The sequence below is a fragment of the [Scytonema hofmanni] UTEX 2349 genome (assembly GCF_000582685.1).
Taxonomy (GTDB): domain Bacteria; phylum Cyanobacteriota; class Cyanobacteriia; order Cyanobacteriales; family Nostocaceae; genus Hassallia; species Hassallia hofmanni.
In genome coordinates, this window is sequence record NZ_KK073768.1 from 2,554,556 (window position 1) to 2,579,748 (window position 25,193).

Sequence of the window (25,193 nt, forward strand, 5' to 3'; positions counted from 1 at the left end):
CAGTGGAAAGACGTTCCAGTGGAACCTCTCTACGTATTTTCTACCAGATGTCTAATTGATCATTTACTGGCATAGATATTTATCGTCCACTCTTTGCCATTTCCAAAACCTAGAATTTGAGGTGATGAGTAAACCAACTGATGTTCTTTGGTAATCCATTGGTCAATCAGGGGGTTGAACTCGGCGTAAGTTTGATAGCCTGGTTGAAGCCACCAAAAAGGAACATCTACGTAGACTATGAGTTCAGGAGGTTTATTTTTCATGCGATCGATAAACTCCCGCTCTGCATCTGGAGTAGGAACAATCCCTGGAAGAAAGATAGTTTCTTGACTGGGTGAGTGAGTTCGGGTAAGAAAATTTAAACTGGCTCCTGCGGGTACTAGCAGTACAGATTTGGCTTTAGAAGCGTTGATATATTTAATAGTTTGGTTGAAGGCAACAGCAAGGTCAGCATATTTAGTGTAAATAGTTCCTTGAGGCGATCGCACTGCATAGCGATACTGTCCTAACTCCACCAAGTTCATACCACCACCAATCAGCAAGCAAATCAATAAAAACCTCCAGATTGGCAAATCAGTTTTTTCAGCCAAATTGTATAAAAACGTGAAAAACAGTATTAATGCTGTTACAGCATAAATTCCATAAAAACCGATATAGAACAAAAAGCGAGCGTTGAGCAACATAGAGAAAGCGAGCAAGGCATACATTAGAGGTGCATGTCGGTGCTGAATTAACTCCCGCCAACTCAAAACAAACCATGCCACCAATAACGGTAAAAGCCAAGCCATATTCCCCAAAGGGTGGAAAATAACATCAGAGCAGCAAGCCAACCGACGCGCTATTAAAAACCATAAAAATCCAAAACATAGAACCACAAGCCACTTGACTGCAAACCTCACCCATCGAGAACTGGGTATCGACTCGCGTCTAGAAAGCCAGCGAGTAGCTATAGAAGCAACGCAAACTACTAGCAAAGCAACTAAACCAATTTTAGAAGCATTCTCCCAAATGTTGATTCGCAACAAAACCAAACCTAATAAAGAGAAAGCGATACTGACAATTGCTTCAACTAGTATCTTGTATCGCTTATTCCGTATCCATTCGCGTCTAGAAAGCCACCCAGCAACTGCCAGTGCTACCCAAATCACCATTGAAGTAGCTATAAAAATGTTGAAAGTATTTCTCCAGATATCCAGGGTTTTACCAGCGGAAGCATCCAGAACTCCACTTTTGGTAAGAATCTGAGACTTAGAAACTGGCACCATTGAAGTTTGTAGGGTCTCCCAGGTAACTTGGTGGGCAAGGAAAGTGAGTGGTATTAACACGCAGATACTGACTACAAAAATTATCAGGATGCTACGTCCTACGCCGACCTTAAGATTTCTGGGAGAGCACAGACTTGCACCAACCAATACACCCACCAGCCCAGATACTCCGTATTCCTGTTTGGAAAGTCCTGCTAATCCACAGGCGATCGCAGCTGTTACCAGCCATCTGGTTTTGCCAGTATGCCCGTAGCGGTCAACAGCAGTAAAAGCCAGCAAGCAGAACATCGTCCCATAGAGGGTACCGTAACTATAAGGAACAATCAGATTAAACAACCCTCCTGGAACGAAAGCACAGTATATCAACACGCAGATTGTGCAGAGTGCTGCCCAAGGCTTATTGGTCAGCCGAAGAGCCAATTGATAAGCCAGTAAGGTTACTGCCAACCCCAAGACCAAACCAACTGCGTAAAAAACTTCTAACTGATGCCCAAACAACAGCAGCGCAAAAGCATTCATGTAGTAAGGGAGAGGTCCGTAATAATTTTGCAGGTCGCGGTATATTAATTCACCCGCCAGCAGACGAGCGGTTATTTCGGCTTCTTGCCCGGTATCAAATATCGGATGTGCTAATTTGCCCCAACTGACAAACGCCAGCAGGATAAAACAAACTAGTACAACAAATAACCACGGTTCGCCTTGTATAACATTTCTGTTCTGATGCTTTTTAACAATTGGCACGCCAGAGTCAGCAGGATATATCATATTTTTTCTTATCTCTTTGATTGGGACAAAAATACACAGCAAATAGCTGGTTGTAAAAAAATAAATTAATGAGATGTTTGTATTGTCAAGTTTGTTTGAGCAACACAGAGAGGTAGGTCATGTATGTGTTTTAATTATTTATCAAATAATTGCATGTATTAGCAATATAACCAAGTTATGTCTTAAACAATCTTGGTATTTATTGAATATAAACTTCACAAGTAAACTACCCACCACCAATTGCTAAGAGCAATATGGTGGGGGCTTTAAAGCCCAGAGTTTACCCGACTAAGTATTTTGCGTACTACGATTTTCAGGTCATCTCACCTACGAATACGCAGCCAGTTTGTAGCTCTGAGGTTAACAGTTAAACAGGTGTAATGGGTTAGATCGCGTGCTGTTAGCGTAAAAAGCCTTTAAATCATTGTCCAGGCTAACTTTACCCGAAAGGAGGGACTTATGTCCAAAATATTTGTTATCGACCAAAACAAGCGACCGTTAGACCCGATTCACTCTGCACAGGCTAGACAGTTATTAAGAAACAAAAAAGCAGCAGTATTTAGACAGTTTCCGTTTACCATTATCCTGAAAGAGTCGCGTCCTGACTCCCCGGTATCGTCACTGCGATTGAAGATTGACCCTGGTGCAAAACACACCGGAATTGCGTTAGTTAACGATGCAAGTGGAGAAGTTGTATTTGCGGCTGAGTTGAAGCATAGAGGCTTTTCAATTCATAACGCTTTGACCTCTAGACGGCAGTTAAGACGGAGTAGACGCGCTAGAAAAACTCGTTATAGGAAACCCAGGTTCTTAAACCGCACCCGCCCAGAGGGATGGTTAGCACCTAGCTTGCAAAGTCGGGTTGATAATATCAAAACGCTTGTTGATAAGTTACGTCGATTTGCACCAATCACAGCAATCAGCCAGGAATTAGTCAGGTTTGATATGCAACTAATGTCTAACCCAAACATTCAGGGTGAGGAGTATCAGCAAGGCACTTTGCAAGGCTACGAAACGAGAGAATATTTACTTGAGAAATGGGGCAGACAATGCGCTTATTGCGGAGTTAAAGACGTTCCTTTTCAGGTTGAACATATTCATCCCAGAGCAAAAGGCGGCAGTAATTCTATATCAAATCTCACCCTAAGTTGCGAAAAATGTAACACCAAGAAAGGAACTAAGGATATCAAGGATTTTCTCAAAAAAGATCCATCTAAGCTAACAAAAATTTTGGCACAAGCTAAAAAACCATTGGCAGATGCAGCAGCAGTAAATACAACTAGATGGGCATTGCTTCAAACCTTAAAATCAACTGTACTACCAGTAGAAACTGGTTCTGGTGGTTTAACTAAATTTAATCGCAGTCAACAAATGCTCGAAAAAACTCACTGGTTCGATGCGGCATGTGTCGGTAAGTCAACGCCAGTATTGATGATTAAAGGCATTAAACCATTGTTAATCACAGCTAACGGTCACGGGTCTAGGCAATCATGTAGAACCGACAAATTCGGTTTTCCAAATAGACACGTACCTAGAAAGAAAATACATTTTGGCTTTGAGACTGGCGACATTGTTTCATCTGTTGTCACCACTGGTAAAAAAGTAGGTCAGTATGTTGGAAAAGTAGCTATACGTTCGTCAGGTAGTTTCAATATTTCAACCAAGAACGGATTGATTCAAGGAATATCTCACAAATTTTGTAAGCGTATTCATGCAAAAGATGGTTATTCGTATGCAATTTAAATCCAAGAAATTGGGAATTAATCAACTGTTCCTCTCATTGTTTTCGCATTCGCTCAAAGGCATTCAAGGAACGTTTCGCAATTCCCCCTCCATTCCTCCTGCCACCAAACTGAGTACAGTTTTGGTGGGGGTCTCCTGGAGGTTTAGATGAATAGAAGAAAACCAACTGATACATTACTTTTAGTTCAATATTTATCCAAAAATTTCGCAAAAAAACTGAAAATCTTTCTATTGAAAATTAAATTTTTGTACTATTGACTTTATGTGATATGCCAAATCAAACCGTTTTTACAAATCAAACGCCAAGCAACTCAAATGCTACCGACGGTGTGGAATATGAATTGGGAATGAAGTTCCGAAGTGCCAAGAATGGTCAAATTGTCGCAATTCGCTTTTGGAAAGCGGTGAGCGAGAGTGGCAGCCATGTTGGCAAAATCTGGACGGCAAACGGTGTTCTCTTAGCAAGTTGCACATATACCAACGAGACAGCCTCAGGTTGGCAAGAACAAGCTTTGAGTACACCACTAGTCATTCAAGCTAATACTACCTACGTAGTCAGCGTTAACACAGCCAACACTTATTTCGCCATAGGCTTTTATGGTTTAGCAAACTCAGTAGTCAATGGAGATTTAAGTTCAGTTGCTGACGGTCAAAATGGGTTGTATGGCAACCCGAATGGTTTCCCAACCAATTTTTTCATGACTGCCAACTATTTCCGCGATGTTGCATTCGCAGCGGAAGTCCTCGCGAGTATTACCAAAGTCGGTGGTGATAACCAACAGGGAGCAATCGGAACTGCGCTACCCAACCCATTGGTTGTCGAAGTTAAAGATGGTTCTGGCAATCCACAAGTGGGAGTTACAGTCAACTTTACAGTTACTAATGGCGGAGGAACTGTTTCACCTAGCAGTGTCCTAACTGATGCCAACGGTAAGGCAAGCACGGTGCTGACCTTGGGAACAACTCCTGCAACAAATAATACCGTGAGTGCAACAGCTTCCAACATTGGCACGGTTATTTTCAGTGCCTTAGCGGAACCAGTGAACCCCAATCCTATTTATCTAGAAAACAAAAAAGCGGGTACTACAAACTGGAAAATCACCAACCAGTCTACTAGTAACGAAATTGTCGGCTATGCCACAGCAACTAGCGTCAATAAAGGCGGTTCGCTGCCAATCAAGGTTTCCCTGGCACAGGCTGGACAATTTACAATCGATATCTACCGCTTGGGTTACTACCAAGGTAATGGAGGACGACTAATAGTTAGCAGCGGATCGCTCAGTGGAATCACCCAACCTGCCTTGACACTTACAGACTCAGCTACCAAGTTATATGAAGCTACGAACTGGTCAACTTCCTATACAGTTGCTGTCGGCAATGACTGGACGACCGGGCTGTATATTGCCAAATTAACACAACAGTCAACAGGTAAGCAGTCACAGGTGTGGTTTGTTGTGCGGGATGACAGCAGAAACTCAGATATTGTCTTCCAAAGCAGCTTTACTACTTACTTTGCATACAATAACACTGGTGGTTACAGTACCTACGGATATAACAGTATCGGCGGGCAAAGAGGATACAAAGTTTCTAGCGATCGCCCCCTGTCAATGACCACCTTTGAATGGCATCACTACAACCTCATGACTCTTTGGGAACGCAATATGGTGCGTTGGTTGGAGTCCCAAGGTTATGACGTTTCTTACATTACAAATATGGACTTTCAGACCAACTCGCAAATATTACAGGGGCGCAAAGTATTTTTATCGGTTGGTCATGACGAGTACTGGTCGCTAGAACAACGCAATGCTGTTGAACAAGCCCGCGATTCTGGAGTCAGCTTGGCATTTTTCTCATCCAATACAGCGTACTGGCGGGTGCGCTTTGAGAATTCAAATGGAGGACAAACCAACCGAGTCATGGCGTGTTACAAAGATACTACTGATCCGGTTGCGCCGACAAACAAGTGGAGAAGTACCCAGAACAACCGACCGGAAAACGCATTGCTCGGAGTTATGTACACAGGCGATCGCAATGACCTATATTACACTTGGGGCGATCCGAACGGCAGCACCAATAGTTACAGTGGCTACGATTTTGTAATTGCCAATAGTTCAGACTCCTACTTTGCCAACACCAATCTCACCAACGGTAGCAAATTGACTCAGCTGATCGGCTTTGAGTGGGATTCGATTGTCAACAATGGTGCGAGTCCAAATGGTTTGGTGATTCTGGCTCAGTCGCCAGTTAGCCCAACTACTTTGGATGAGGATCTGCCCCCTGGTACTAATACACAAGTATCTCATGCAGTCCGCTACACGGTTGGTAATGCCAAAGTATTTTCCACCGGCTCCAATCAGTGGATGTGGGGATTAGATAGCGATCGCGTCACCACACCCAAAGAAGATAACCGCGCCAAACAAATTGCCGTCAACGTCTTTGCAGATATGGGAGCTAAACCTCAGACTCCAGGAGCAGGGATAATTGTCCCTTAAGAATATGACACCTATAGCAATCCGGTTTGATTTTTGAAAAGATACCAGAAGCGCTAACGATAGCAGACCCTATTGGGGAAGGAAAATCCACACCCCAATCAGCCGAACCCTACGTATCTTTTGAAAAATCAAATATGAGTCCTATAAATTGACCAAGAGGGGTAAAGGGGGAAAAGTACCGAAAAATTTCTTTCCTTCCCCCCTTCCCCTTTACCCTTTACCCCTCTTCCTTCATGCAAATTAGTGCTACAGCACAGGAGTGGATAGAAAATGAATTTAAGAATCAGACGACGAAGATTTGGGCAGATAGCGATCGCCAGTGCTGCCTTCAGTGCGATCGCCAACTTCGCAGGTAAGACCGTTGCACAGCAAGCAGAATCAACTATTTATGGGGTGAGTTTTCCCAGTAGCGCTGACATTATCAACATCGGCATTAATAAGATCACAGAACTCATTGATGTCAACATTACACCAGCACTAACCCTAATTAGTTCCGACTTAGTGAGCGGTAAAGATGTGCTAACTCAACTTCCGGGTATAAGTGTTAATAACCGGGATACGCTTGTTGAGACTGCGAATAAAGCCTTATATACCGAGCCTAGCGAGCGTTTAACTGCTCTCACTCCCTTAGCCGGTGGTTCATTCGTTATTGTCTCTGTTGCATCCACAAGGACAGGTAATTTTAATCGCATCATACTTATTGATAGGAACTCTGCTAGACCTCAAAGAGCTCTAAGAGTATCAGGATTCAGAAGAATAAATGGCACCCTTGAAAGTCTAGTAGCAATCAAAGAAAACAGCTTTATCGGTGTAGTTAGCCTCAATGAAGGCACTCCGCCTTTTGATTTGGTAAATTTTGACTTCAACTCCGCCAAATTAAATTCTAGTAACGATCTACCTTTACTGCCAGGAAACCTGCGACTCAGTAACCTTACCCTAAGTCCAGATGGTACAATTTATGCAACCGCTCTCAGTTCGCAAGGCTCCACAACTCTCGTACAGTTGGACTTAGAAAATAAGGCGATCGTTAGTGGTAGAGGAAAAATTATCACACTGTTGGAATTGAAATATAACAATAAACCTTTGGAAAATGATTTACTCAGCCTAGCGGTTGCTAAATCCGGTCAAGTATTTGCCCTTGCTAACCCCACCTTTGAGAAAATCAATTCTCTATTTAGTGTCGATTTGAAAAGTGGAGAAATGAAACTGCTGAGAAAATTCCCAGCTGATAAGATCGCCTTTGCTCGTGCATAAGTAAGTGGGCAAAATTAAACGTAAAATATCGTAGTGAGCGGTAAACCGCTCAAATCTTTAGCAATCCTATTTCATTTGTGAAAATTGACCTTTTTCAGATCCCCGACTTCTTAGAGAAGTCGGGGATCTTGGTTTTTGAAAATGCTAAACGTTCGCTATATTTGACCGCAACTTGCTATTAGGAGGCAAAAATATGTATTCACAACCTTTAGAGTTGGAAAAAACCGAAAATAGGCAATCGATAAGCATTATAGTTCCCTGCTTTAATGAGTCTGAAGGAATTGAGTCCTTAAAGAAAAAACTAATGCCAGTATTAACAAAGCTGCGCTTAGTTAGGGCAGTCGAACTTATTTTAGTTGACGATGGTAGTACAGACGATACTTTTTTAAAGTTAGAGCAATATTTTGGACAAATTGCTCAAATAATCCGCCATCCAAAAAACAAAGGTCTCTCCGCAGCCATACAAACAGGATTAATGTACTCTGTAAATAATATTGTTTGCACAATCGATAGTGATTGCACTTACGATCCCCAACAGTTAATTGAAGTTCTAGATTTGATGCGCGCTGATGTTGATATTGTCACGGCATCTCCATACCATCCCAAAGGTCATGTAAAAAATGTTCCGGCTTGGCGTTTGTTCCTCAGTAAAGGTTTGTCACCACTTTACAGACTTGTATTGCCACAAAAGCTCTATACCTATACAAGTATGTTTAGAGCGTATCGTCGTGAAGTTCTGGAGACAATACCAATTACTTATCCAGGATTTCTGGGTCTTGTAGAGATTTTAGCTGAAGCGATGTTGCGCGGATATAAGGTTGTCGAGTATCCAGCCGAGTTAAGCAGTCGGATGTTTGGACAGTCGAAGTTACGCGTAGCTAGAGTTATTTGGAGTCACTTAAAGTATATTAGTCAGCTGATCGTCCGGCAAATGTTTCAAGAGAAAAAACCCAAAGTTAGGCAATATTACAACTATACTAAAAATGACTTATGAAAATCGTTACTATATTGGGTGCTAGACCACAATTTATTAAAGCATCTGTAGTCAGTTCTGCTTTTAAACGTGCTGGAATAAATGAAATTATTATTCATACAGGACAGCACTTTGATTCGTTAATGTCCGATATATTTTTTCAAGATTTAGACTTGCCTCAGCCCCAATATCACTTAAATATTCATAGCTTGAATCATGGGGCAATGACAGGTAGAATGATGGAGAAAATAGAGGAATTGCTCGACGATAAACCTGATTGGATGTGCGTTTACGGAGATACAAATTCAACATTAGCAGGTGCTTTGGTTGCTGCAAAACTGCATATACCAATAGCGCATATAGAAGCTGGACTGCGAAGCTTTAATCGGCAAATGCCTGAAGAAGTTAATCGGGTTGTAACCGATCATCTTGCACAACTTCTTTTTGCTCCGACAAATCTGGCAGTTCAATGTCTGGAAAACGAAGGGATTTCTCAAGGAGTCCACTTAGTTGGAGACGTAATGATGGATGCTATTTTGCAGTATCAGGCTAAAGCAAAACAAACATCTGATATTCTCGCAAGGCATCAGTTGAGCCTGAATGAATTTTACCTTGCTACTGTTCACCGACCCAGCAACACAGACGATCGCAACCGTCTGAGTTATATCCTCGACAGTTTCACGAAACTGGATCTTCCGGTTGTTTTTCCCATCCATCCTCGAACCCAGGCTCAAATTTCCAAGATGGAATTGAGTCATTATCTAGCTACTGACTCAATTGTAGCGATCCCACCAGTTAGTTATCTTGATATGCTAGCACTCTTAAGTGCCTGCCGTTGTATAATTACCGATTCTGGAGGTATACAAAAAGAGGCTTATATTTTTGGACGTCCCTGCTTTACCCTGCGAAATGAAACTGAGTGGAAAGAGACTGTAGATATCGGCTGGAATCAACTGGTACAACCGGAAACTTTAAGTGAATCAATTGCCAACTTCACGCGACCATCTGAATGCCCTAAACTTTATGGAAATGGCGATGCAGCAACCCAAATTACTAAAATACTACTTAGCTTATAATTATTGCTAAATAAGCATATATGGTATTTTTGCACAGGTGAGCAGACAAGGGCGTTAGTGTAATTTCAGACAAGGATAGAGAGCGTGTCAGATACTGTAATTCGGGTTGAAAACCTAAGCAAAAAATATACTATTGGTCATCAACAGCAAGAGAAACATTCAACTTTAAGAGATGCTTTGGTTTATAAAGCTAAATCTCTCGGTGACAAACTACTGAATTTTTCTACATATAAACACCCCTCACCAACATCTGAAGATTTTTGGGCACTCAAAGATATTTCTTTTGAAATCAAGCAAGGCGATCGCGTTGGTATTATTGGTCGTAATGGTGCAGGCAAATCAACTTTATTAAAAATATTGAGCCGTATTACCGAACCAACCACTGGAAGAATTTCCATTTCTGGACGAGTAGCCAGTCTGTTGGAAGTAGGAACAGGTTTTCATGGGGAATTAACTGGACGGGAAAATATTTTTCTCAACGGTGCTATTTTGGGCATGGGCAAAGCTGAGATAGTCAAGAAGTTTGATGAAATTGTCGCTTTTGCAGAAGTAGAGAAGTTTTTAGATACACCAGTTAAACGCTATTCCTCTGGAATGTACGTGCGTCTTGCCTTTGCAGTCGCTGCTCATCTAGAACCAGAAATTTTAATTGTAGATGAAGTACTGGCAGTGGGAGATATCCGCTTTCAGCAAAAGTGCCTGGGGAAAATGGAAGAGGTTGGTAAAGAAGGACGTACAGTTTTGTTTGTCAGTCACAACATGAGTACGGTGAGCTACTTATGCACTCGCGGTATTTTGTTGGAATCTGGCACTTTATACATAGATAGTGACGCGGAAGAAGCGATCAGGGTTTATCTGGATAAATCTTATAACGTTGCTCAATTGCCTTTAATTGAAAGAAAAGATCGTAGTGGCTCTGGAAATATAAAATCTGCTAGTTTTAGAGTGTTAAATCAGGAAGGTAGAGAAGAAAATACCTTACAATCAGGGAAAGATTATTACTTTGAAATAGGTTATTTAAATTATACAAAAGAACGTATCAATAATGTTGTAGTCAGCCTGGATTTCTTTGATGAAAAAGGTATTCGAGTTCTCTTACTAAGAAGTAATTTTACAAATAGTAATCTAACTATAGACCCAGAAAAAGGATATATTATTTGCGGAATCAACAACTTACCTTTAGTTAACAGCTTTTATCGAGTGTCAATATATTTATCACATGCAGATCAAGAATTACTGGATTGGATTGAAGATGCAGCATCTGTAACTGTAGAGGGAGGTGATTTTTTTGGTACAGGTAATCCTGGTCTTCCCAATCACTGCAAAATTTTAACTAAGGCTCAGTGGTCTACTGAGATATCTTTTTAATCTCTTCTTAGCAAGCTTGAGACGCTAATTATAATGAGCGAACAACATCCTTATCGGGCTACGATTCCACCAGTTCCAGAAGGAACACCAAGTCCTCTTTGGTCTGTAATGATTCCTACCTATAATTGTGCCAAATATTTGCGCGAAACCTTGAAGAGTGTGTTAGCTCAAGATCCTGGTTTTGAAGTGATGCAAATTGAGGTAATTGACGATTGTTCTACCAAAGACGATCCCCAAGCAGTCGTTGAAGAACTCGGTCAGGGACGTGTTGGATTTTATCGGCAACCATATAATGTCGGTCATACGAAAAATTTTGAAACTTGCTTAAAGCGATCGCGGGGTAAGTTAATTCATCAGTTGCATGGTGATGATTGTGTGCAAGATGGCTTTTATCGCAAAATGCAACCAGCTTTTGAGGATAACCCCGACATTGGTGCTGCCTTTTGCCGCCACAGGATCATGGACGAGTATGGCTCTTGGCAAACTATTTCCCAATTAGAACAGCCTGAAAGTGGAGTTTTGACTAATTTTTTGGAGCGCATTGCAAGCTTTCAACACATTCAAACCCCATCAATTGTAGTGCGACGAAAAGTATATGAAGTCCTTGGAGGGTTTGACAGTCGATTATCTTGGACTGAGGATTGGGAAATGTGGGTAAGGATTGCTGCCAACTTTCCAATTTGGTATGAAATTGAGCCATTAGCAATTTATCGAAAACATTCAGCATCTAACACTGGACGTAATATGTGTACTGCTGAAAATCTTAGAGATGCACGTAGAGCTATAAATATTTTTCAATCATATCTTCCCACTTCAAAAGCTAGCCAAGTAGCCAACAAAGCTAGAGAAAATTGGGCGCTTTACACTCTTCAGTTTGTCGTTCCCCAATACTTAACTGAAGGCAACACATCAGCCGCAACTGCTCAAATTCGAGAAGCCTTGAAGTGTAACTATTCATTCAAAGTAATCATGTTACTTTTTCGCCTATTCAAATTTACTGGAAAGCGATGGGTTTTGAAAAATGTACGCCTAACCATGTAGATTAAACCTCATCTACTTTGAGAACTGTAGTTTTTCTCAAATATTTTGAGATTTCTTCCTTAGGTCACAATGACGCAACATACAGCAGATTTGAGGTAAATGAAGTACATATATAAAACCCCTCTCCTTTTAGAGACGTAGCAGTGCTACGTCTCTTGTATTCGATGAAAGCGGAGTCTGCTTTCATAATCAAAAACAATCATTTGAAGGTAATTATGTCAGCTTTTAGTATTTTCAAATCTGCTATAAATCAATGGATTTTGGAAAAGCTACGTTTAATTTATTATAAACTTATACAGATTCATATATACATTCAAGAATATTATATACGCCCCATAATTTTACAAAATAGTATCAAACACATTTATGGGTTGAAAAAAATAAATTATGAAAAAAACGAATTGATAGTGCTTTGTGTTGTTAGCAATGGAGAACTGTATATCAAGTCATTTATCGAGCATTATTTCCAATTAGGAGTTAAACACATCGTTTTTCTGTTTAATGATTCAACTGACAACAGTATTAATATTGCCTCACAATATGAAAATATTACAATTATTAAAACCCAATGTCCTTATAAAAAATATGAAACTGTAATGAAGAGGTATTTAGTATATCGTTTTTCTAAAAATAAATGGAATCTTTTTTCAGATATTGACGAACTTTTTGACTACCCTTTTTCTGATTTGATTAACTTAAGCGATCTCTTAAATTATCTTAATAAGAATAAATATACTGCTGTTGTTTTACAAATGTTGGATTTATTCTCAGATATTAGTCTAGCTAGTTTGACAAGCAAAATAAATGATTCTCTTAAAGAGAGATATATATACTACGACATTTATAATATTGAAAAAGAAACGTATCCCTTTGGAGAATTGTTAAACAAAAATATTAATTTACATTGGGGTGGTATTCGTAAAACATTGTTTGACACTAACAATGGCTTAACAAAAGCAGCCTTAGTTTTTGTTGACAGTAAAATTCGTACTTTTGTATACTGTCATCATGTTAAAAATGCCCGTATAGCTGATTTTACAGGTGTCCTTCTACACTATCCATTTACAAGCATTTTTTATCAAAAGGTTAAAGAAGCCGTAGAAACAAAAAGATACTTACAATCAGCAAATCATGAATATAAAATGTATTTGGAAAAATTGCAACACGATCCCGATATTAATATAAAACAAGGCACTGCTTGTCTATTCAAAAATGTGAACTATTTACTAGAAAATAATTTTATAGTAGTATCTGATGATTACATTCAATGGGTTAAAAATCATACTAATAGCAATTCCAGCGAGAAAAAAATCAAAGATATCTAGTAAACTACCCACCACCAATTGCTAAGAGCAATATGGTGGGGGCTTTGAAAGCCCAAAGTTTACCCGACTAAGTACCTCGTGTACTCCGATTTTTAGGTCATCTTACCTACGAATACGCAGCCAGTTTGTAGCTCTAAGGTTAACGATTAAACAAGCATATTGGGTTTGAAGCTAGTGTCGTTGACGTAAAAAGCCTTTAAATCATTGTCCAGGCTAACTTTACCCGAAAGGAGGGACTTCGTGTCCAAAATATTTGTCGTTGACCAAAGTAAACGTCCATTAGATCCTGTTCATCCAGCCCAAGCAAGGCAATTATTGAGAAACAAAAAAGCAGCAGTCTATCGAGGTTTTCCGTTTACCATTATTTTCAAAGAATCATACCCAGATTCAGCAGTAACACCACTACGATTAAAGCTTGATCCAGGTGCTAAAACAACTGGAATTGCATTGGTCAACGATACTACAGGGGGAGTTGTATTTGCAGCAGAATTAAAGCATCGCGGCTTTGCAATTAGGGAAGCTTTAACATCTAGACGACAATTAAGACGCAATAGACGTGCTAGAAAATCTCGTTACAGACAACCTAGATTCCTAAACAGAACACGTCTAAAAGGCTTGTTAGCACCGAGCTTACAAAGTCGTGTTGAGAATATCAAGACTTGGGTTGGTAAGTTATGTAAACTTGCACCAATTCGGGCTATTAGTCAAGAGTTGGTACGCTTTGATATGCAATTAATGCGTAATCCAGATATTCAGGGAAAAGAATACCAGCAAGGTACACTCGTTGGTTATGAAACCAGAGAATTTTTGTTAGAAAAGTGGGACAGGCAGTGTGCTTATTGTGGAGTCAAAGATGTTCCACTTCAAATAGAACACATTCACCCAAGAGCTAAAGGAGGCTCTAACTCAATAAATAATCTTGCTTTAAGTTGCGAAAAATGTAACACCAAAAAAGGCACTAAAGATATCAAAGACTTTCTCAAAAAAGACCCTTCAAAGTTAGAGAAAATCTTGAAACAAGTAAAAAGACCGCTATCTGATGCTGCCGCAGTTAACACAACTAGATTTGCGTTGTTAAAAGTTTTAAAAACAACTGGATTGCCAGTAGAGACTGGCTCTGGCGGTTTAACAAAGTTCAACAGAAGCCAGCAACAGCTAGAAAAGACTCACTGGATTGATGCCGCTTGTGTTGGCAAATCAACACCGAGCCTTAATATTAAAGGTATCAAACCGTTGTTAATTGCAGCTAATGGGCATGGTTCTAGACAATCATGTAGAACCGATAAATTCGGGTTTCCAAATCGACACGTACCTAGAAAGAAAATACATTTTGGCTTCCAGACAGGGGACATTGTTAGAGCTATTGTTACCACTGGTAAAAAGATTGGCAATTATGTTGGAAAAGTGGCTATTCGTTCATCAGGTAGTTTCAATATTTCTGCTAAAACCGGATTAGTTCAAGGAATATCGCACAAGTTTTGTAAGCGCATTCATGCAAAGGATGGTTATTCGTATGGGCAATAAAAGATTTGTTGATTTTTCAACTAGTCTTCTCGCTGTTTGTGCTTACGCACAAAAGCACTCAAAGACTGTTGAAAAATCAACCCGGACATCCTCCCACCATCAAACTGAGTACAGTTTTGGTCGGGGTCTCCTGGAGGTTTAGATGAAAACAACCATCAGCATTATTATCTGCACCCATAACCCTAGACGTGATTATCTTGAAAGAGTATTACAAGCACTGAAGAAACAAACTTTGCCAACAGATTTATGGGAACTACTACTGATTGATAATGCCAGCGCTCAACCTCTTTCTGACGAAATTGATTTAACCTGGCATCCTAAATCTCGCCATATTAGAGAAGAACAGTTAGGTTTAACTCCTGCTCGACTACGAGGAATTAAAGAGGCAGTAGCTGAAACTTTAGTCTTTGTTGATGATGACAACGTTTTAGACCCAGATTATTTAGCAGCTGCTTTAAAAATCAGCAAAGATTTCTCAATCATCGGTGCTTGGGGTGGACAAGTAATAGCTGAATTGGAAGCGGAACCTCCAGAATGGATAAAGCCAGATTTAAAAAATTTCTTACAATCTCTAGCTTGTCGAGAATTTTATCAAGATAAATGGTCGAATTTGATACATGAATACCAAACAACTCCTTGTGGGGCAGGACTTTGTGTTCGTAAGGATGTTGCCCAGAAGTATCTGGAACTAGTTTGTAATGATCCCAGACGGGTAGATTTGGATCGCAAGGGTAAGCAGCTAATATCCTGTGGAGACTTTGATTTAGCATATACAGCCTGCGATATGGGCTTCGGTACGGGAGAATTTACATCTTTGAAGTTAACTCACTTGATACCATCCAGTCGTCTTGAAGAAGATTATTTAGTGCGTTTAACAGAAGGAATACATTACTCAAAAATTATTTTAGAGTATCTCCGAGGAAAACTGCCACCTCAGCTAAATATGAAATCATCAAAGATATATTTGCTATATTTACGTCTGCGATATGGTGCAAGAAGATGCCGTTTTTATGCAGCAATGCAAAAAGGTATTAGGCAAGCTTTGCAAGAAATTGCCAATTGGCAAAATCAAGCTAGTGCTTAAGTAAATTATTCGTATTTGATGCCTGACTAACAAGGATAATGAACTTAAAGCATATTGTACTTACTGACCCAGCTCTCAACGGTTTTGAATATGGAATGCTTCGAGATTTTGAAGAGGAAATAATTCGGGTTACGAGTGGACATCCTGTAATAATGCCAAAGCGAAAATTACCAACGTTTATTGAGGGTCGTATTGGACATGGAACTCGATATGGTAATTTCCGAAAATTTATTCCCAAAGTTGAGTGTGACTTAAAAGCAGATGTTCTTTGGGTGATACTCATGGGTCCCGAAAACTTCTCTCTCGATTTATTCAAAAATTGGGATCGACATGTTGGAGTTAAAATCCTTTACATATTTGATACTTTTGAGGCACAACTACCTTCAATTCGTCGGGTTTTACAGTCAGCAAAATGGGATCTTGCCATCACTTCCTTTCATGGAGCGCTTCCTTTTTTGGAGGAACAAACACAACACAAATGGTATGCTGTACCTCAAGGGGTGAAGCTTGATAGGTTTAAACCAGTTGCCAAAGAAGAAAAATTAATTAGTTTTTCTGCCTATGGTCGTCGGCTAGAAAATATTCATAACAGTATCAAAGATTATTGTTTACAAACTGATAAGTATTATGAATACACTACAACAACTGGTCTACAACCGCAACTAGATCCGTGCGAAAATTACAGACAATATGCATGGCATCTGGCACACAGTTTTTTTACCTTCTCCTGGGCTGTAGAGCTAACTAATCCCAAAAGGGTTCTGACATTTAGTCCAATTACTTGTAGATGGTTTGAAGCTGCTGCTAGCGGCACAGTCATTCTTGGTCAAGCTCCTAAAGAACCGGAATTTGAAAAAATATTTGGTTCAAATTTAGTAATTCCAATTAACTATACCCAAAGTCAGAAAAAATTACAGTTATTTTGGGAAGAGCTATGGGAAAATCGTTATATTTATTTTCAATCGGCTTTAAAAAAGAGAGAAAGATTAGCACAAAATTGGAGTTGGGAGAGCCGTGTATGGGAAATTTTAAAGCTAGCTAATTTGAGTAAATAGTAATAATACGTTGAATTAAAAACATAACTAATGCTACGTTTAGCTTATTTTGTTTCTCATCCGATTCAGTATCAGGCTCCTTTATTGCGGCTGATTGCCGCAGATCCAGAAATTGATCTAAAAGTGTTTTTCTACAGTGACTTTTCCTTGAAGGCTTATCAGGATGCGGGATTTGGGCGATTAATTGAATGGGATGTGCCATTAACACAGGGTTACGATTATCATTTTTTAGACTGCTGGGGGAGTAAGAAACAGCAAAGTGTCTTGCAACAATCTCTTGGTAAGGATATTTATAAACAGTTAAAACAAGGAAAATTTGATGCAGTTTGGGTGCATGGGTGGTCTTGGCTGTGTAGTATACAAGCAGTGCTGGCAGCTAATAAATTGGATATTCCAGTGTTGATTCGGGGAGAGTCTAACGGTATAAGTGAACCAACTAATCCGCTGAAAAAAATTGCAAAAAAAGTTTTTTTAGGCTGGCTTTTTAAGAAGATAGCTGGTTTTCTCTACATTGGGACTTTTAATCGTCAGTTTTACAAGAGGTATGGAGTTGAGGATAAACAGCTATTTTGCGTGCCTTATGCTGTTGATAATGATTACTTTCAAAAGCAAGCAATGCTAGCTAGTAGCAAACGTGAGGAACTGCGGCGATCGCTCAATTTAGATCCAGGTAGACCGATTATTCTCTATGCTGCCAAGCTGATTAATGTCAAGCGTCCCCAGGATTTACTCGCAGCTTATCGATTGCTCTCATCCGATGGTGTCCAAGAGCCAGACCCCTACCTATTGTTTGTGGGAGATGGAGTTTTGCGTGCAACTTTGGAAGCCGAAGCTAAAGAAACAAACTGGCAATCCATTCGCTTTTTGGGTTTTCGCAATCAGTCGCAAATGCCTGCTGTTTATGATTTGTGTGATGTATTTGTCTTACCATCAGATTTTGAGCCTTGGGGATTGGCAATCAATGAAGTGATGAATGCGGGAAAAGCGGTAGTTGTGAGCGATCGCGTCGGCTGCGTGCCTGACTTGGTGAAAGAGGGGCAAAATGGACGAACTTTTCGTGTAGGAGATATTGCAGCTTTGGCTCTTGCAATTCGCTGGGCAATTTACCATCGCGATTCAGCCGGAGAATACAGCTTTAAACAGATCCAAAAGTGGAGCTATCAAGAAGATTTGCAGGAACTTAAACAAGCCTTAAATTATTTGCAGGTAAAGCTTAAATGAAAAAAGTCTTGATAGTTGGAGACACACTAGAAATAGGGCGTACCGAAGAAGTTTACGGACGAGGATTTTCTGCCTTTGGTTGTGAAGTGCAACATTTCACCTGGAAAGCAGCTGCATCCAGTTTATATTCTCCTTCATTGTGGGATAAAGTAGCTTGGCGGTTAGCATGGCAACCCCTGGCAAAATTAGCAAATCAGAAATTATTAGACATAGCAAATCAGTTTCAGCCTGATTTAACTTTAGTTATTTCACCTCGTTTAATTAATCCTGATAGTATTCTGGCTTTGCAGCAACATGGTCTAGTTTTTGTCTTTTTTACTGACAATCCCGTAGATACACATCATACTCATACTAATTCCTGGGTACAACGGGGATTTCCCTTGTGGGATGCAGCTTTTATCTGGAGCCAAGAACTAGTTGAACGCTTAATTGGCAATGGCGTAAAAAAAGCTTTTTTTCATCCCTTTTGTAGCGATGTTGAATATCACTTTCCTAAAAAGCAGACTAATCCAGTATATGATGTGGCGTTTATTGGTAATTGGGATGCTAGCCGAAAGCGAGAGCAATATTTAAAGGCGATCGCTGATTACCGTTTAGGACTTTGGGGGTCTAATTACTGGAATACTCATTGTAAAGAACCTGCATTAAAAAATCGATGCCAAGGAATGTGCAGTTATACAGAAATTCCGGAAGTTTTAGGTTCTGCCAAAATGGGTTTAAATATTTTGCGTCCGCAGAATGAAGAGGGACACAATATCAGAACATTTGAGATTCCTGCTACAGCAACACTGATGTTGAGTGAACGGAGTCAAGTGTTAGTGAATTTATTTGCAGAAGATAAAGAAGCTGTATATTTTTCTAGTCCTGATGAATTGAGGCAAAAAGTAGAATATCTGTTACAAAATACGGCTTTAATTGAATCTATTGCTGAGACTGGTTATAAGAAGGCGTTAAAGCAAACTATCAATAATAGAGTCACAGAAATTTTCAATCTTCATCAAGACTTAAATTTGATTAAAATAAAAGTATGATATTAATGTTTTTAAGCTAAGTTTTGTCTTGACAACTGAAACAATCATTTTTTAGGATATCGATACCTAAAAATCATAGACAAATCAACTCTATTCACAAATTTTACTGTATTTTCAGGAAATATAAATGAGCAATCTTTTACCAAGATTAGAATTTTTGGCACAGTCATTATTCAAAAAACAAGAGTTTTGCCCTCATTGCAACTCTAAGAATTTTCAGCCCATAGCCAGTAAATATTTTTCGATAAAAATTCAACAATGTCATTCTTGCCAACTCTGCTTCACCAGCCCAATTTATCAGCCTTTGCTAACATCTAAGCTGTATGACCGTTTATACGCAGCGGAAGGTTCTACTACTCAGATTCCAAGTAATGATGAGTTGACTTTACTAAAAGATAATTATTTTCAGGCATCGGACAAATACTTTGGCGATCGGCTTCAAGCAATTAAGTTGCTTTCTCCAGGAAGTAAGATGCTAGAAATAGGGTCGTCTTGGGGATATTTTTTATATCAAGCACAACAGCATGGCTTTGACGCAACTGGTGTGGAACTTAGCGAATCACGACGTTTGTTTGGAATCCAGAATTTAGGAGTAGATATTGTTGAAAATATTAACAAGCTTAAGGGCAGAGTGTTTGATGTTGTTTACACAGCACATACTCTAGAGCATTTTATTGACCTGTCAACTATATTTAAAGATATTTCTTCGCTTCTTTGTATTAAAGGTCTGCTTTTGATTGAAGTACCTAACTTTGACTATGAAGAATTTGGCAAACAATCTTTATCTATTATGGGAGCAGTTCATCCTTTAGGTTTTTCAAGCAAATTTTTTGAAACAAATCTCTTGAAGTATGGGTTTAAAATTCGAGGTTTTTATAATTCATGGGATACGTTTCCAGAAATAGCAGTAGATAAAAGTCAACAAGAAGTTGTTATTGTGATGGCGGAAAAAGTGTCCTGAACAGGTTGAATTACTAAGAATGAAAGTTATCGTCTCTGTTTTTGGGCGTTTTCATGCCTTTAACTTAGCCCAACAATTGGAAAAAAGAGGTTATTTACATAGTTTAATCTCTACCTATCCAAATTTTGCCATTACTAAGTTTGGTATTGATAGACAGTTTATTCATTCTATATGGCATTTGGAAGCTCTATCTCGCAGCTGGTATAGATTACCAGTTTGGCTAAGAGGCGATCGCAACCTACAACTATGGTTTGTAGAGCAATTTGACCGCTCAGTAGCAAATAGCTTATCATCTGGGTTTGATTTATTTGTAGGTTGGTCAGGATATAATTTTTGGTCTCTGCATAAGGCTAAAGAACTAGGTGCTAAAACAGTAATCGAGCGCGGTAGTAGTCATATGCATTATCAAACAGAAATTCTCAAAGAAGAACATGAAAAATGGGGAATAAAATTTACTGAAACTCATCTTGGAGTATACGAAAGAGAAATAAAATCTTATGATGTTGCTGACCGAATTGCTATTCCCAGCCTGTTTGTCAAGCGTACTTTTTTAGAACAAGGAATACCAGAAAATAAACTAATTCATGTTCCCTATGGAACTTCTCTAGCAGAGTTTTATCCAGTTTCCAAAGAAGATAATATTTTTCGGGTTATACACTGCGGGGCGCTTTCACTGCGTAAAGGTGTACAGTATTTATTGCAAGCCTTTTATGAGTTAAACTTACCCGAAGCTGAGTTATGGCTTGTGGGTCCAATAGCTCCAGAAATAGAACCTTTTTTAGTCAAATATCAAAGCGATCGCATTATCTACAAAGGTAAGCAACCTCAAAATCAACTGCGATGGTTCTACTCCCAATGTTCAGTATTTTGTCTAGCATCAATTGAAGAAGGTTTGGCAATGGTTCAACCCCAAGCAATGGCGTGTGGTTTACCTATAATTCATACCACTAATACAGGTGGGGAGGATATTGTTAGGGATGGAATTGATGGTTTTTGCGTACCAATTAGGGATGTAGAAACTTTGAAAGAAAAAGTACTTTTCTTCTACGAAAACCCAGATAAGCGAGAGCAGATGGCAAGAAATGCCTTAGAACAAGCACGTAAGTCTCTGTCTTGGGATGAGTATGGTGAAAAGATAGTTAATTCTTATCTAGTTCTGTGAATGAAGAATTTACTAATTTTAAAATAAGGTATAAAAATGGGTAAAAAAATTATCGGAATGATAATCTATGCTAATCCTGACCACTATCCTCCAACAGTTAACGCTATTCATTTATTATCAGAACACTTTGATGTGGTTTTGATCGGTCGTAATCAAGAACTTCCCGATCGCGAATATCCTTCTAATGTTAAAATCTACCGACTGGGAAAATATACAACAGTACGAGAACGAGAGCAAGCATCAGCAAAAGCTAAATTTTGGGAATATATTAATTTTATTGGTCAAGCACGCCATCTTTTAAAAGACGTATCTCTTATCTATGCTTATGATACTTTTGCCTACACTATAGCTTATCTTTGCCAAATATCCCTTCCTCAAAGAGTTCCCCTAGTATACCAAAGCCATGAAACTAGCGAACACCTGGCTCCTTTATCTTCTTTATCTGGATGGACTCACAGAGCAGAACGAATCTGGATAAATAAAGCTGTGGTTATTGTATTTCCTGATAAAGATAGGGCAGTATTTTGTCAGAAAGTAACTAATCTTAAAAAAGAGCCAATAATTGTTCCTAACTTTCCGTTAAAAAGTGTTTTCAACCTTCCACAAAATTGGGTTATGGTAATCAAGAAGCGCTGGGAGTTTATCACGTTATTCTACAGAGGATCGATTTCAGATGCCAGTGCTATGCAGGAAATTGTAACTGCTGCTTCACTGTTAAACAAAAATGTAAATATTAAATTTGTTGGTTTTCTTAACACTGATAATGCTAAAAAACTTGCGAATTGGGTGGAACATCTGAAGATGTCAAACCATTTTTCTTATTTAGGAACCATACCTTATAAAGATTTACAAGCTCCTACATTGTTAGCAACAATAGGTTTTGCCCTCTATAAAAATATTAGCTTTGATCGCGTAGCTTGCGTCACAGCTTGCAACAAAATATATGAGTATGCGGCTTGTGGAGTCCCAGTGATTGTTAGTAATTTTCCAAATTACCAAGAATATCTTGCTAATGAGAGTTGGGTTCGTTTTGCAGATCCAGACGATGCTCAATCTATTGCATCTGCTGTTCAGGATATTTTGAGTGACTTTAGCAAATACAAAGAAATGTGTTTAGCCGCTCGACAGGCTTTTGAAGAAAGGTATAATTATGAATCTGCTTTTTCTCCTCTATTGGGAAAAATTAAAGACTTAGTTAATTCCAGATAGAAAAATTTTAGGTTATTAAACACTGTGTATAATTATTATGACGAAACTGAAAGTAATAATCAGTCGCTAAATTACGAACAAATTGCTCTTATTAAAGCGAAAATAAAACAAGAACGTTATTTTAGAAGATTACGCCTATTTCTCATCTTTATTTTAATTGCAGCTAGTATTTATCTGTTCGAGCATCGTCCAGAACAAATCTCTATCGATAAAGCACTTATCGCATTGTCGATAATTTGGGTAGGTTTTTTGCCAAGTATACAGTACTTATCAGACCGCAAACGACCACCAATACCTTTTTTTCCACTAGTGGGTATTTTTTACGTCACTAGCTTTGGTTTACCTATCTTTTCTAAAGAACTAGAATTTGCTGTTATACAGCGCTTCTCTTTGGCAAATGTCACTAATGAAGCTTTAATTTTAGTATTTCTAGGTTTAGTTGGGATGAATATTTCCTATTATGTTTTTAAATCCTCTTTCTGGCAGAAAACCTCTCCCATTCAGCTATCAGGAGTATATTCACAAAATAAACTATTAACTATTGTCTGGCAACTACTTCTGTTACACTTAGCTGGTTTATTTATTCCATTCTTGAGAACAATTTCCGTTTTAAACCAGTTATTAGAGCCAATTGGATATTTAGCTTTTGGGATACTTTATATTCTTTGGTCGCGTAGCCGACTACCATCTGTTCAAACATGGGCATTTTTAGGTGTATGTCTGCCAATAGAACTAATTTATCGTCTTGCGACTGGCGCTTTAGCTCAAATTATGACCCTAGGTCTATTCATGACTATAGTTATTTGGTATGAGCGTAAACGCTTTCCAGTTGGATTGATTAGTCTTTCAATTCTATTTTATATAATTTTCAATCCAGTCAAATACGAATTTCGTGCTTTAACATGGGGTGGAGCATATTCTAACTCGAATCCTATTGAAAAGGTTCAATTATTCACAGAACTTGTTATTAAGCAATACTCTAACCTTGATGCTGAATACAAAAAAAAAGACCCCCAGAAAGTTTCCGCTACAGAGCGATCGGCACATATTCTCTTATTTTCAAATATAGTTGATGACACACCAACTATAGTCCCTTATTGGGGTGGCACAACTTACTCAAATTTATTGACGACTTATATTCCTCGTGCGTTGTGGACTGATAAACCTACAGAACAGATAGCAAATGAGTTTGGTAGACGTTATAAGTATCTAGGAAATAACGACTATACTACCGCATGGAACCTTCCCTGGATTGTAGAAATGTATGCCAACTTTGGCTCTTTAGGTGTGCTGATAGGAATGCCACTAGTAGGATTGCTTCTAGCCTTTCTTGATCAAAAACTTAATGCTTCTAGAATGAATTCACTAGAAGTAGTGATCGGAGCTACAATCTTATTTCCTCTAATTTACCAAGAGTCTAATTTTTCTCTGATGATTGGAGCAGCAGTTAATATTTCTTTTGGTTTATATTTAATGTTTAGATTGTTATTGGGAGGTAAGTCTAAACATTTATGAAGTTGAAATTATGTTAATTTTGGCTGATAGGGTATAATTTATTGAATGTCATTGTTTGGTATATTTTTAACTTTTATGGATTGTAAGTTAAATAATTTATGTATGAATTCATATGCTAACTGTGTGTTTTGATTTTTCAATATGGAGAGATTAATAGGTGTTTAAGTTAGATTTTCTAAACACAAATACTAGTCAAATAGTTAATGACCTGAAAAGTAAAGGATATTTCGTTTTTGAAGGAGCATTGGAAGAACAGTATATTGATCGATTACTTCAAGAAATAGATTTTAATTATATTTTAGTAAATAATAATGATGTTGGTGTAGTTATTGCCCAAAACATCAAATTTTTAACTCACTGTTTAGCTAGTTCTAAAAAAACATATGATATCATTACATCAAGAAAAATTTTAGATATTTGCAAGGAATATTTTGATGATAACTATAAATTAACAAATCATCGAGTTTATCAAGTTAATCAAAAAGCTCACATGCCTTGGCATACAGACAATAACTTGCAGAGTGGTAAGCAATTAGTTGCCAAGCATAATATGCCGGGTCTATTATTTTTATTTTATTTTTCCGATGTGACAACGAATGCATTTCAATATCTTAATAATTCTCACAAATGGTCTAGTAAATATGACCATGAAATTTACTTAAGTGATGCTTTTATCGAAAAAAATTATAAAAAAGATGTACTTTCATTCCCCATGAAAAAGGGAAGCTTGATAATTTGTGATATCCACGGTATTCATCGGGCTGAACCTTTTCAGGATGATAATTACAACAGAACTACTTTACTTTTTCAAGTAGATCAAGTTGGTAGTGAATATGTAGGACATGGTGAAAAAAATCTAGTTAATACTGAATATCTTGATAATTTAACTCCAGAGGTAATGGACTATCTCGGATTTGGTTTTCCAAGAACTTATCCGGCTTTCCCTAACTCTTCAGTTGCTACTTTGAAACCTCAAGATATTTTAGCACTACAAAAGAGGTTATTACCTCAAACAATAGAAGCTTTTTTCAAATATCTAGTAAATTCTTTATTACCTGCTCAAGTAATTATTAATGCAAAGCGAATTTTATGGTATCTCAAATCAAAATAATTATAAATAAGCCAGACT

Annotated in this window: 19 protein-coding genes; 18 read left to right on the forward strand and 1 reads right to left on the reverse strand. The window is 38.5% G+C overall.

All coding sequences use genetic code 11. The annotated features are described in order from the left end of the window. Positions 1-59: 59 nt before the first annotated feature. The gene (locus TOL9009_RS0116345) at positions 60-2,030 is read right to left on the reverse strand and encodes an ArnT family glycosyltransferase (protein ID WP_029633738.1); all 1,971 of its coding nucleotides are present in this window, start codon (positions 2,028-2,030) and stop codon (positions 60-62) included. Between the two features lie 459 nt (positions 2,031-2,489). Between TOL9009_RS0116345 and iscB (TOL9009_RS0116350) the strand changes: the two genes are divergently transcribed. The 18 genes from iscB (TOL9009_RS0116350) to TOL9009_RS0116435 all read left to right on the forward strand — a co-directional run bounded on the left by iscB (TOL9009_RS0116350) (position 2,490) and on the right by TOL9009_RS0116435 (position 25,175). Next, positions 2,490-3,773 carry an RNA-guided endonuclease IscB gene (iscB, locus tag TOL9009_RS0116350; RefSeq protein ID WP_029633739.1) on the forward strand — a complete coding sequence of 428 codons (1,284 nt, stop codon included), beginning with the start codon at positions 2,490-2,492 and terminating at the stop codon, positions 3,771-3,773. 269 nt (positions 3,774-4,042) lie between these two features. After that, the gene (locus TOL9009_RS0116355) at positions 4,043-6,265 is read left to right on the forward strand and encodes a N,N-dimethylformamidase beta subunit family domain-containing protein (RefSeq protein ID WP_029633740.1); all 2,223 of its coding nucleotides are present in this window, start codon (positions 4,043-4,045) and stop codon (positions 6,263-6,265) included. Between the two features lie 270 nt (positions 6,266-6,535). Next, entirely contained in the window at positions 6,536-7,519 is a 984-nt protein-coding gene (locus tag TOL9009_RS0116360) for a hypothetical protein (RefSeq protein WP_029633741.1), read from the forward strand. 193 nt (positions 7,520-7,712) lie between these two features. Continuing rightward, positions 7,713-8,513 carry a glycosyltransferase family 2 protein gene (locus tag TOL9009_RS0116365; protein WP_029633742.1) on the forward strand — a complete coding sequence of 267 codons (801 nt, stop codon included), beginning with the start codon at positions 7,713-7,715 and terminating at the stop codon, positions 8,511-8,513. Continuing rightward, positions 8,510-9,568, forward strand: coding sequence for a non-hydrolyzing UDP-N-acetylglucosamine 2-epimerase (wecB, locus tag TOL9009_RS0116370; RefSeq protein WP_029633743.1), 1,059 nt, complete (start codon positions 8,510-8,512; stop codon positions 9,566-9,568). The genes TOL9009_RS0116365 and wecB overlap by 4 nt, the downstream gene beginning before the upstream one ends. An 84-nt stretch (positions 9,569-9,652) precedes the next feature. Next, complete coding sequence (locus tag TOL9009_RS0116375; protein ID WP_029633744.1) at positions 9,653-10,936, forward strand: ABC transporter ATP-binding protein; 1,284 nt, start codon at positions 9,653-9,655, stop codon at positions 10,934-10,936. A gap of 33 nt (positions 10,937-10,969) precedes the next feature. Next, a complete protein-coding gene (locus tag TOL9009_RS39450; RefSeq protein WP_144238255.1) occupies positions 10,970-11,977 on the forward strand; it encodes a glycosyltransferase family 2 protein in 1,008 nt (335 codons plus the stop codon). Positions 11,978-12,192: 215 nt separating this feature from the next. Continuing rightward, positions 12,193-13,302: a glycosyltransferase family 2 protein gene (locus TOL9009_RS0116385; RefSeq protein WP_186227579.1), complete on the forward strand. Its 1,110-nt coding sequence runs from the start codon at positions 12,193-12,195 to the stop codon at positions 13,300-13,302. A 240-nt stretch (positions 13,303-13,542) separates the two neighbouring features. Then, positions 13,543-14,826 carry an RNA-guided endonuclease IscB gene (gene iscB, locus TOL9009_RS0116390; RefSeq protein WP_029633746.1) on the forward strand — a complete coding sequence of 428 codons (1,284 nt, stop codon included), beginning with the start codon at positions 13,543-13,545 and terminating at the stop codon, positions 14,824-14,826. 142 nt (positions 14,827-14,968) lie between these two features. Then, a complete protein-coding gene (locus TOL9009_RS0116395; RefSeq protein ID WP_029633747.1) occupies positions 14,969-15,910 on the forward strand; it encodes a glycosyltransferase in 942 nt (313 codons plus the stop codon). A gap of 38 nt (positions 15,911-15,948) precedes the next feature. Next, positions 15,949-16,965: a glycosyltransferase gene (locus tag TOL9009_RS0116400; protein ID WP_038296389.1), complete on the forward strand. Its 1,017-nt coding sequence runs from the start codon at positions 15,949-15,951 to the stop codon at positions 16,963-16,965. A 30-nt stretch (positions 16,966-16,995) separates the two neighbouring features. After that, complete coding sequence (locus tag TOL9009_RS0116405) at positions 16,996-18,186, forward strand: glycosyltransferase family 4 protein (RefSeq protein WP_029633749.1); 1,191 nt, start codon at positions 16,996-16,998, stop codon at positions 18,184-18,186. Continuing rightward, positions 18,183-19,217 carry a CgeB family protein gene (locus TOL9009_RS0116410; protein ID WP_029633750.1) on the forward strand — a complete coding sequence of 345 codons (1,035 nt, stop codon included), beginning with the start codon at positions 18,183-18,185 and terminating at the stop codon, positions 19,215-19,217. Before TOL9009_RS0116405 ends, TOL9009_RS0116410 begins: the two co-directional genes overlap by 4 nt. Positions 19,218-19,344: 127 nt before the next feature. Continuing rightward, positions 19,345-20,178 (forward strand): class I SAM-dependent methyltransferase, encoded by an 834-nt coding sequence (locus tag TOL9009_RS0116415; protein WP_029633751.1) that lies wholly within the window; start codon positions 19,345-19,347, stop codon positions 20,176-20,178. Positions 20,179-20,197: 19 nt separating this feature from the next. Next, positions 20,198-21,340, forward strand: a complete 1,143-nt coding sequence (locus TOL9009_RS0116420; RefSeq protein ID WP_029633752.1) for a glycosyltransferase family 4 protein — start codon at positions 20,198-20,200, stop codon at positions 21,338-21,340. A gap of 36 nt (positions 21,341-21,376) precedes the next feature. Then, positions 21,377-22,549: a glycosyltransferase gene (locus TOL9009_RS0116425; RefSeq protein WP_029633753.1), complete on the forward strand. Its 1,173-nt coding sequence runs from the start codon at positions 21,377-21,379 to the stop codon at positions 22,547-22,549. Between the two features lie 24 nt (positions 22,550-22,573). Continuing rightward, positions 22,574-24,064, forward strand: coding sequence for a hypothetical protein (locus TOL9009_RS0116430; protein ID WP_029633754.1), 1,491 nt, complete (start codon positions 22,574-22,576; stop codon positions 24,062-24,064). Positions 24,065-24,221: 157 nt separating this feature from the next. Continuing rightward, complete coding sequence (locus TOL9009_RS0116435; RefSeq protein WP_029633755.1) at positions 24,222-25,175, forward strand: phytanoyl-CoA dioxygenase family protein; 954 nt, start codon at positions 24,222-24,224, stop codon at positions 25,173-25,175. Positions 25,176-25,193: the final 18 nt, after the last annotated feature.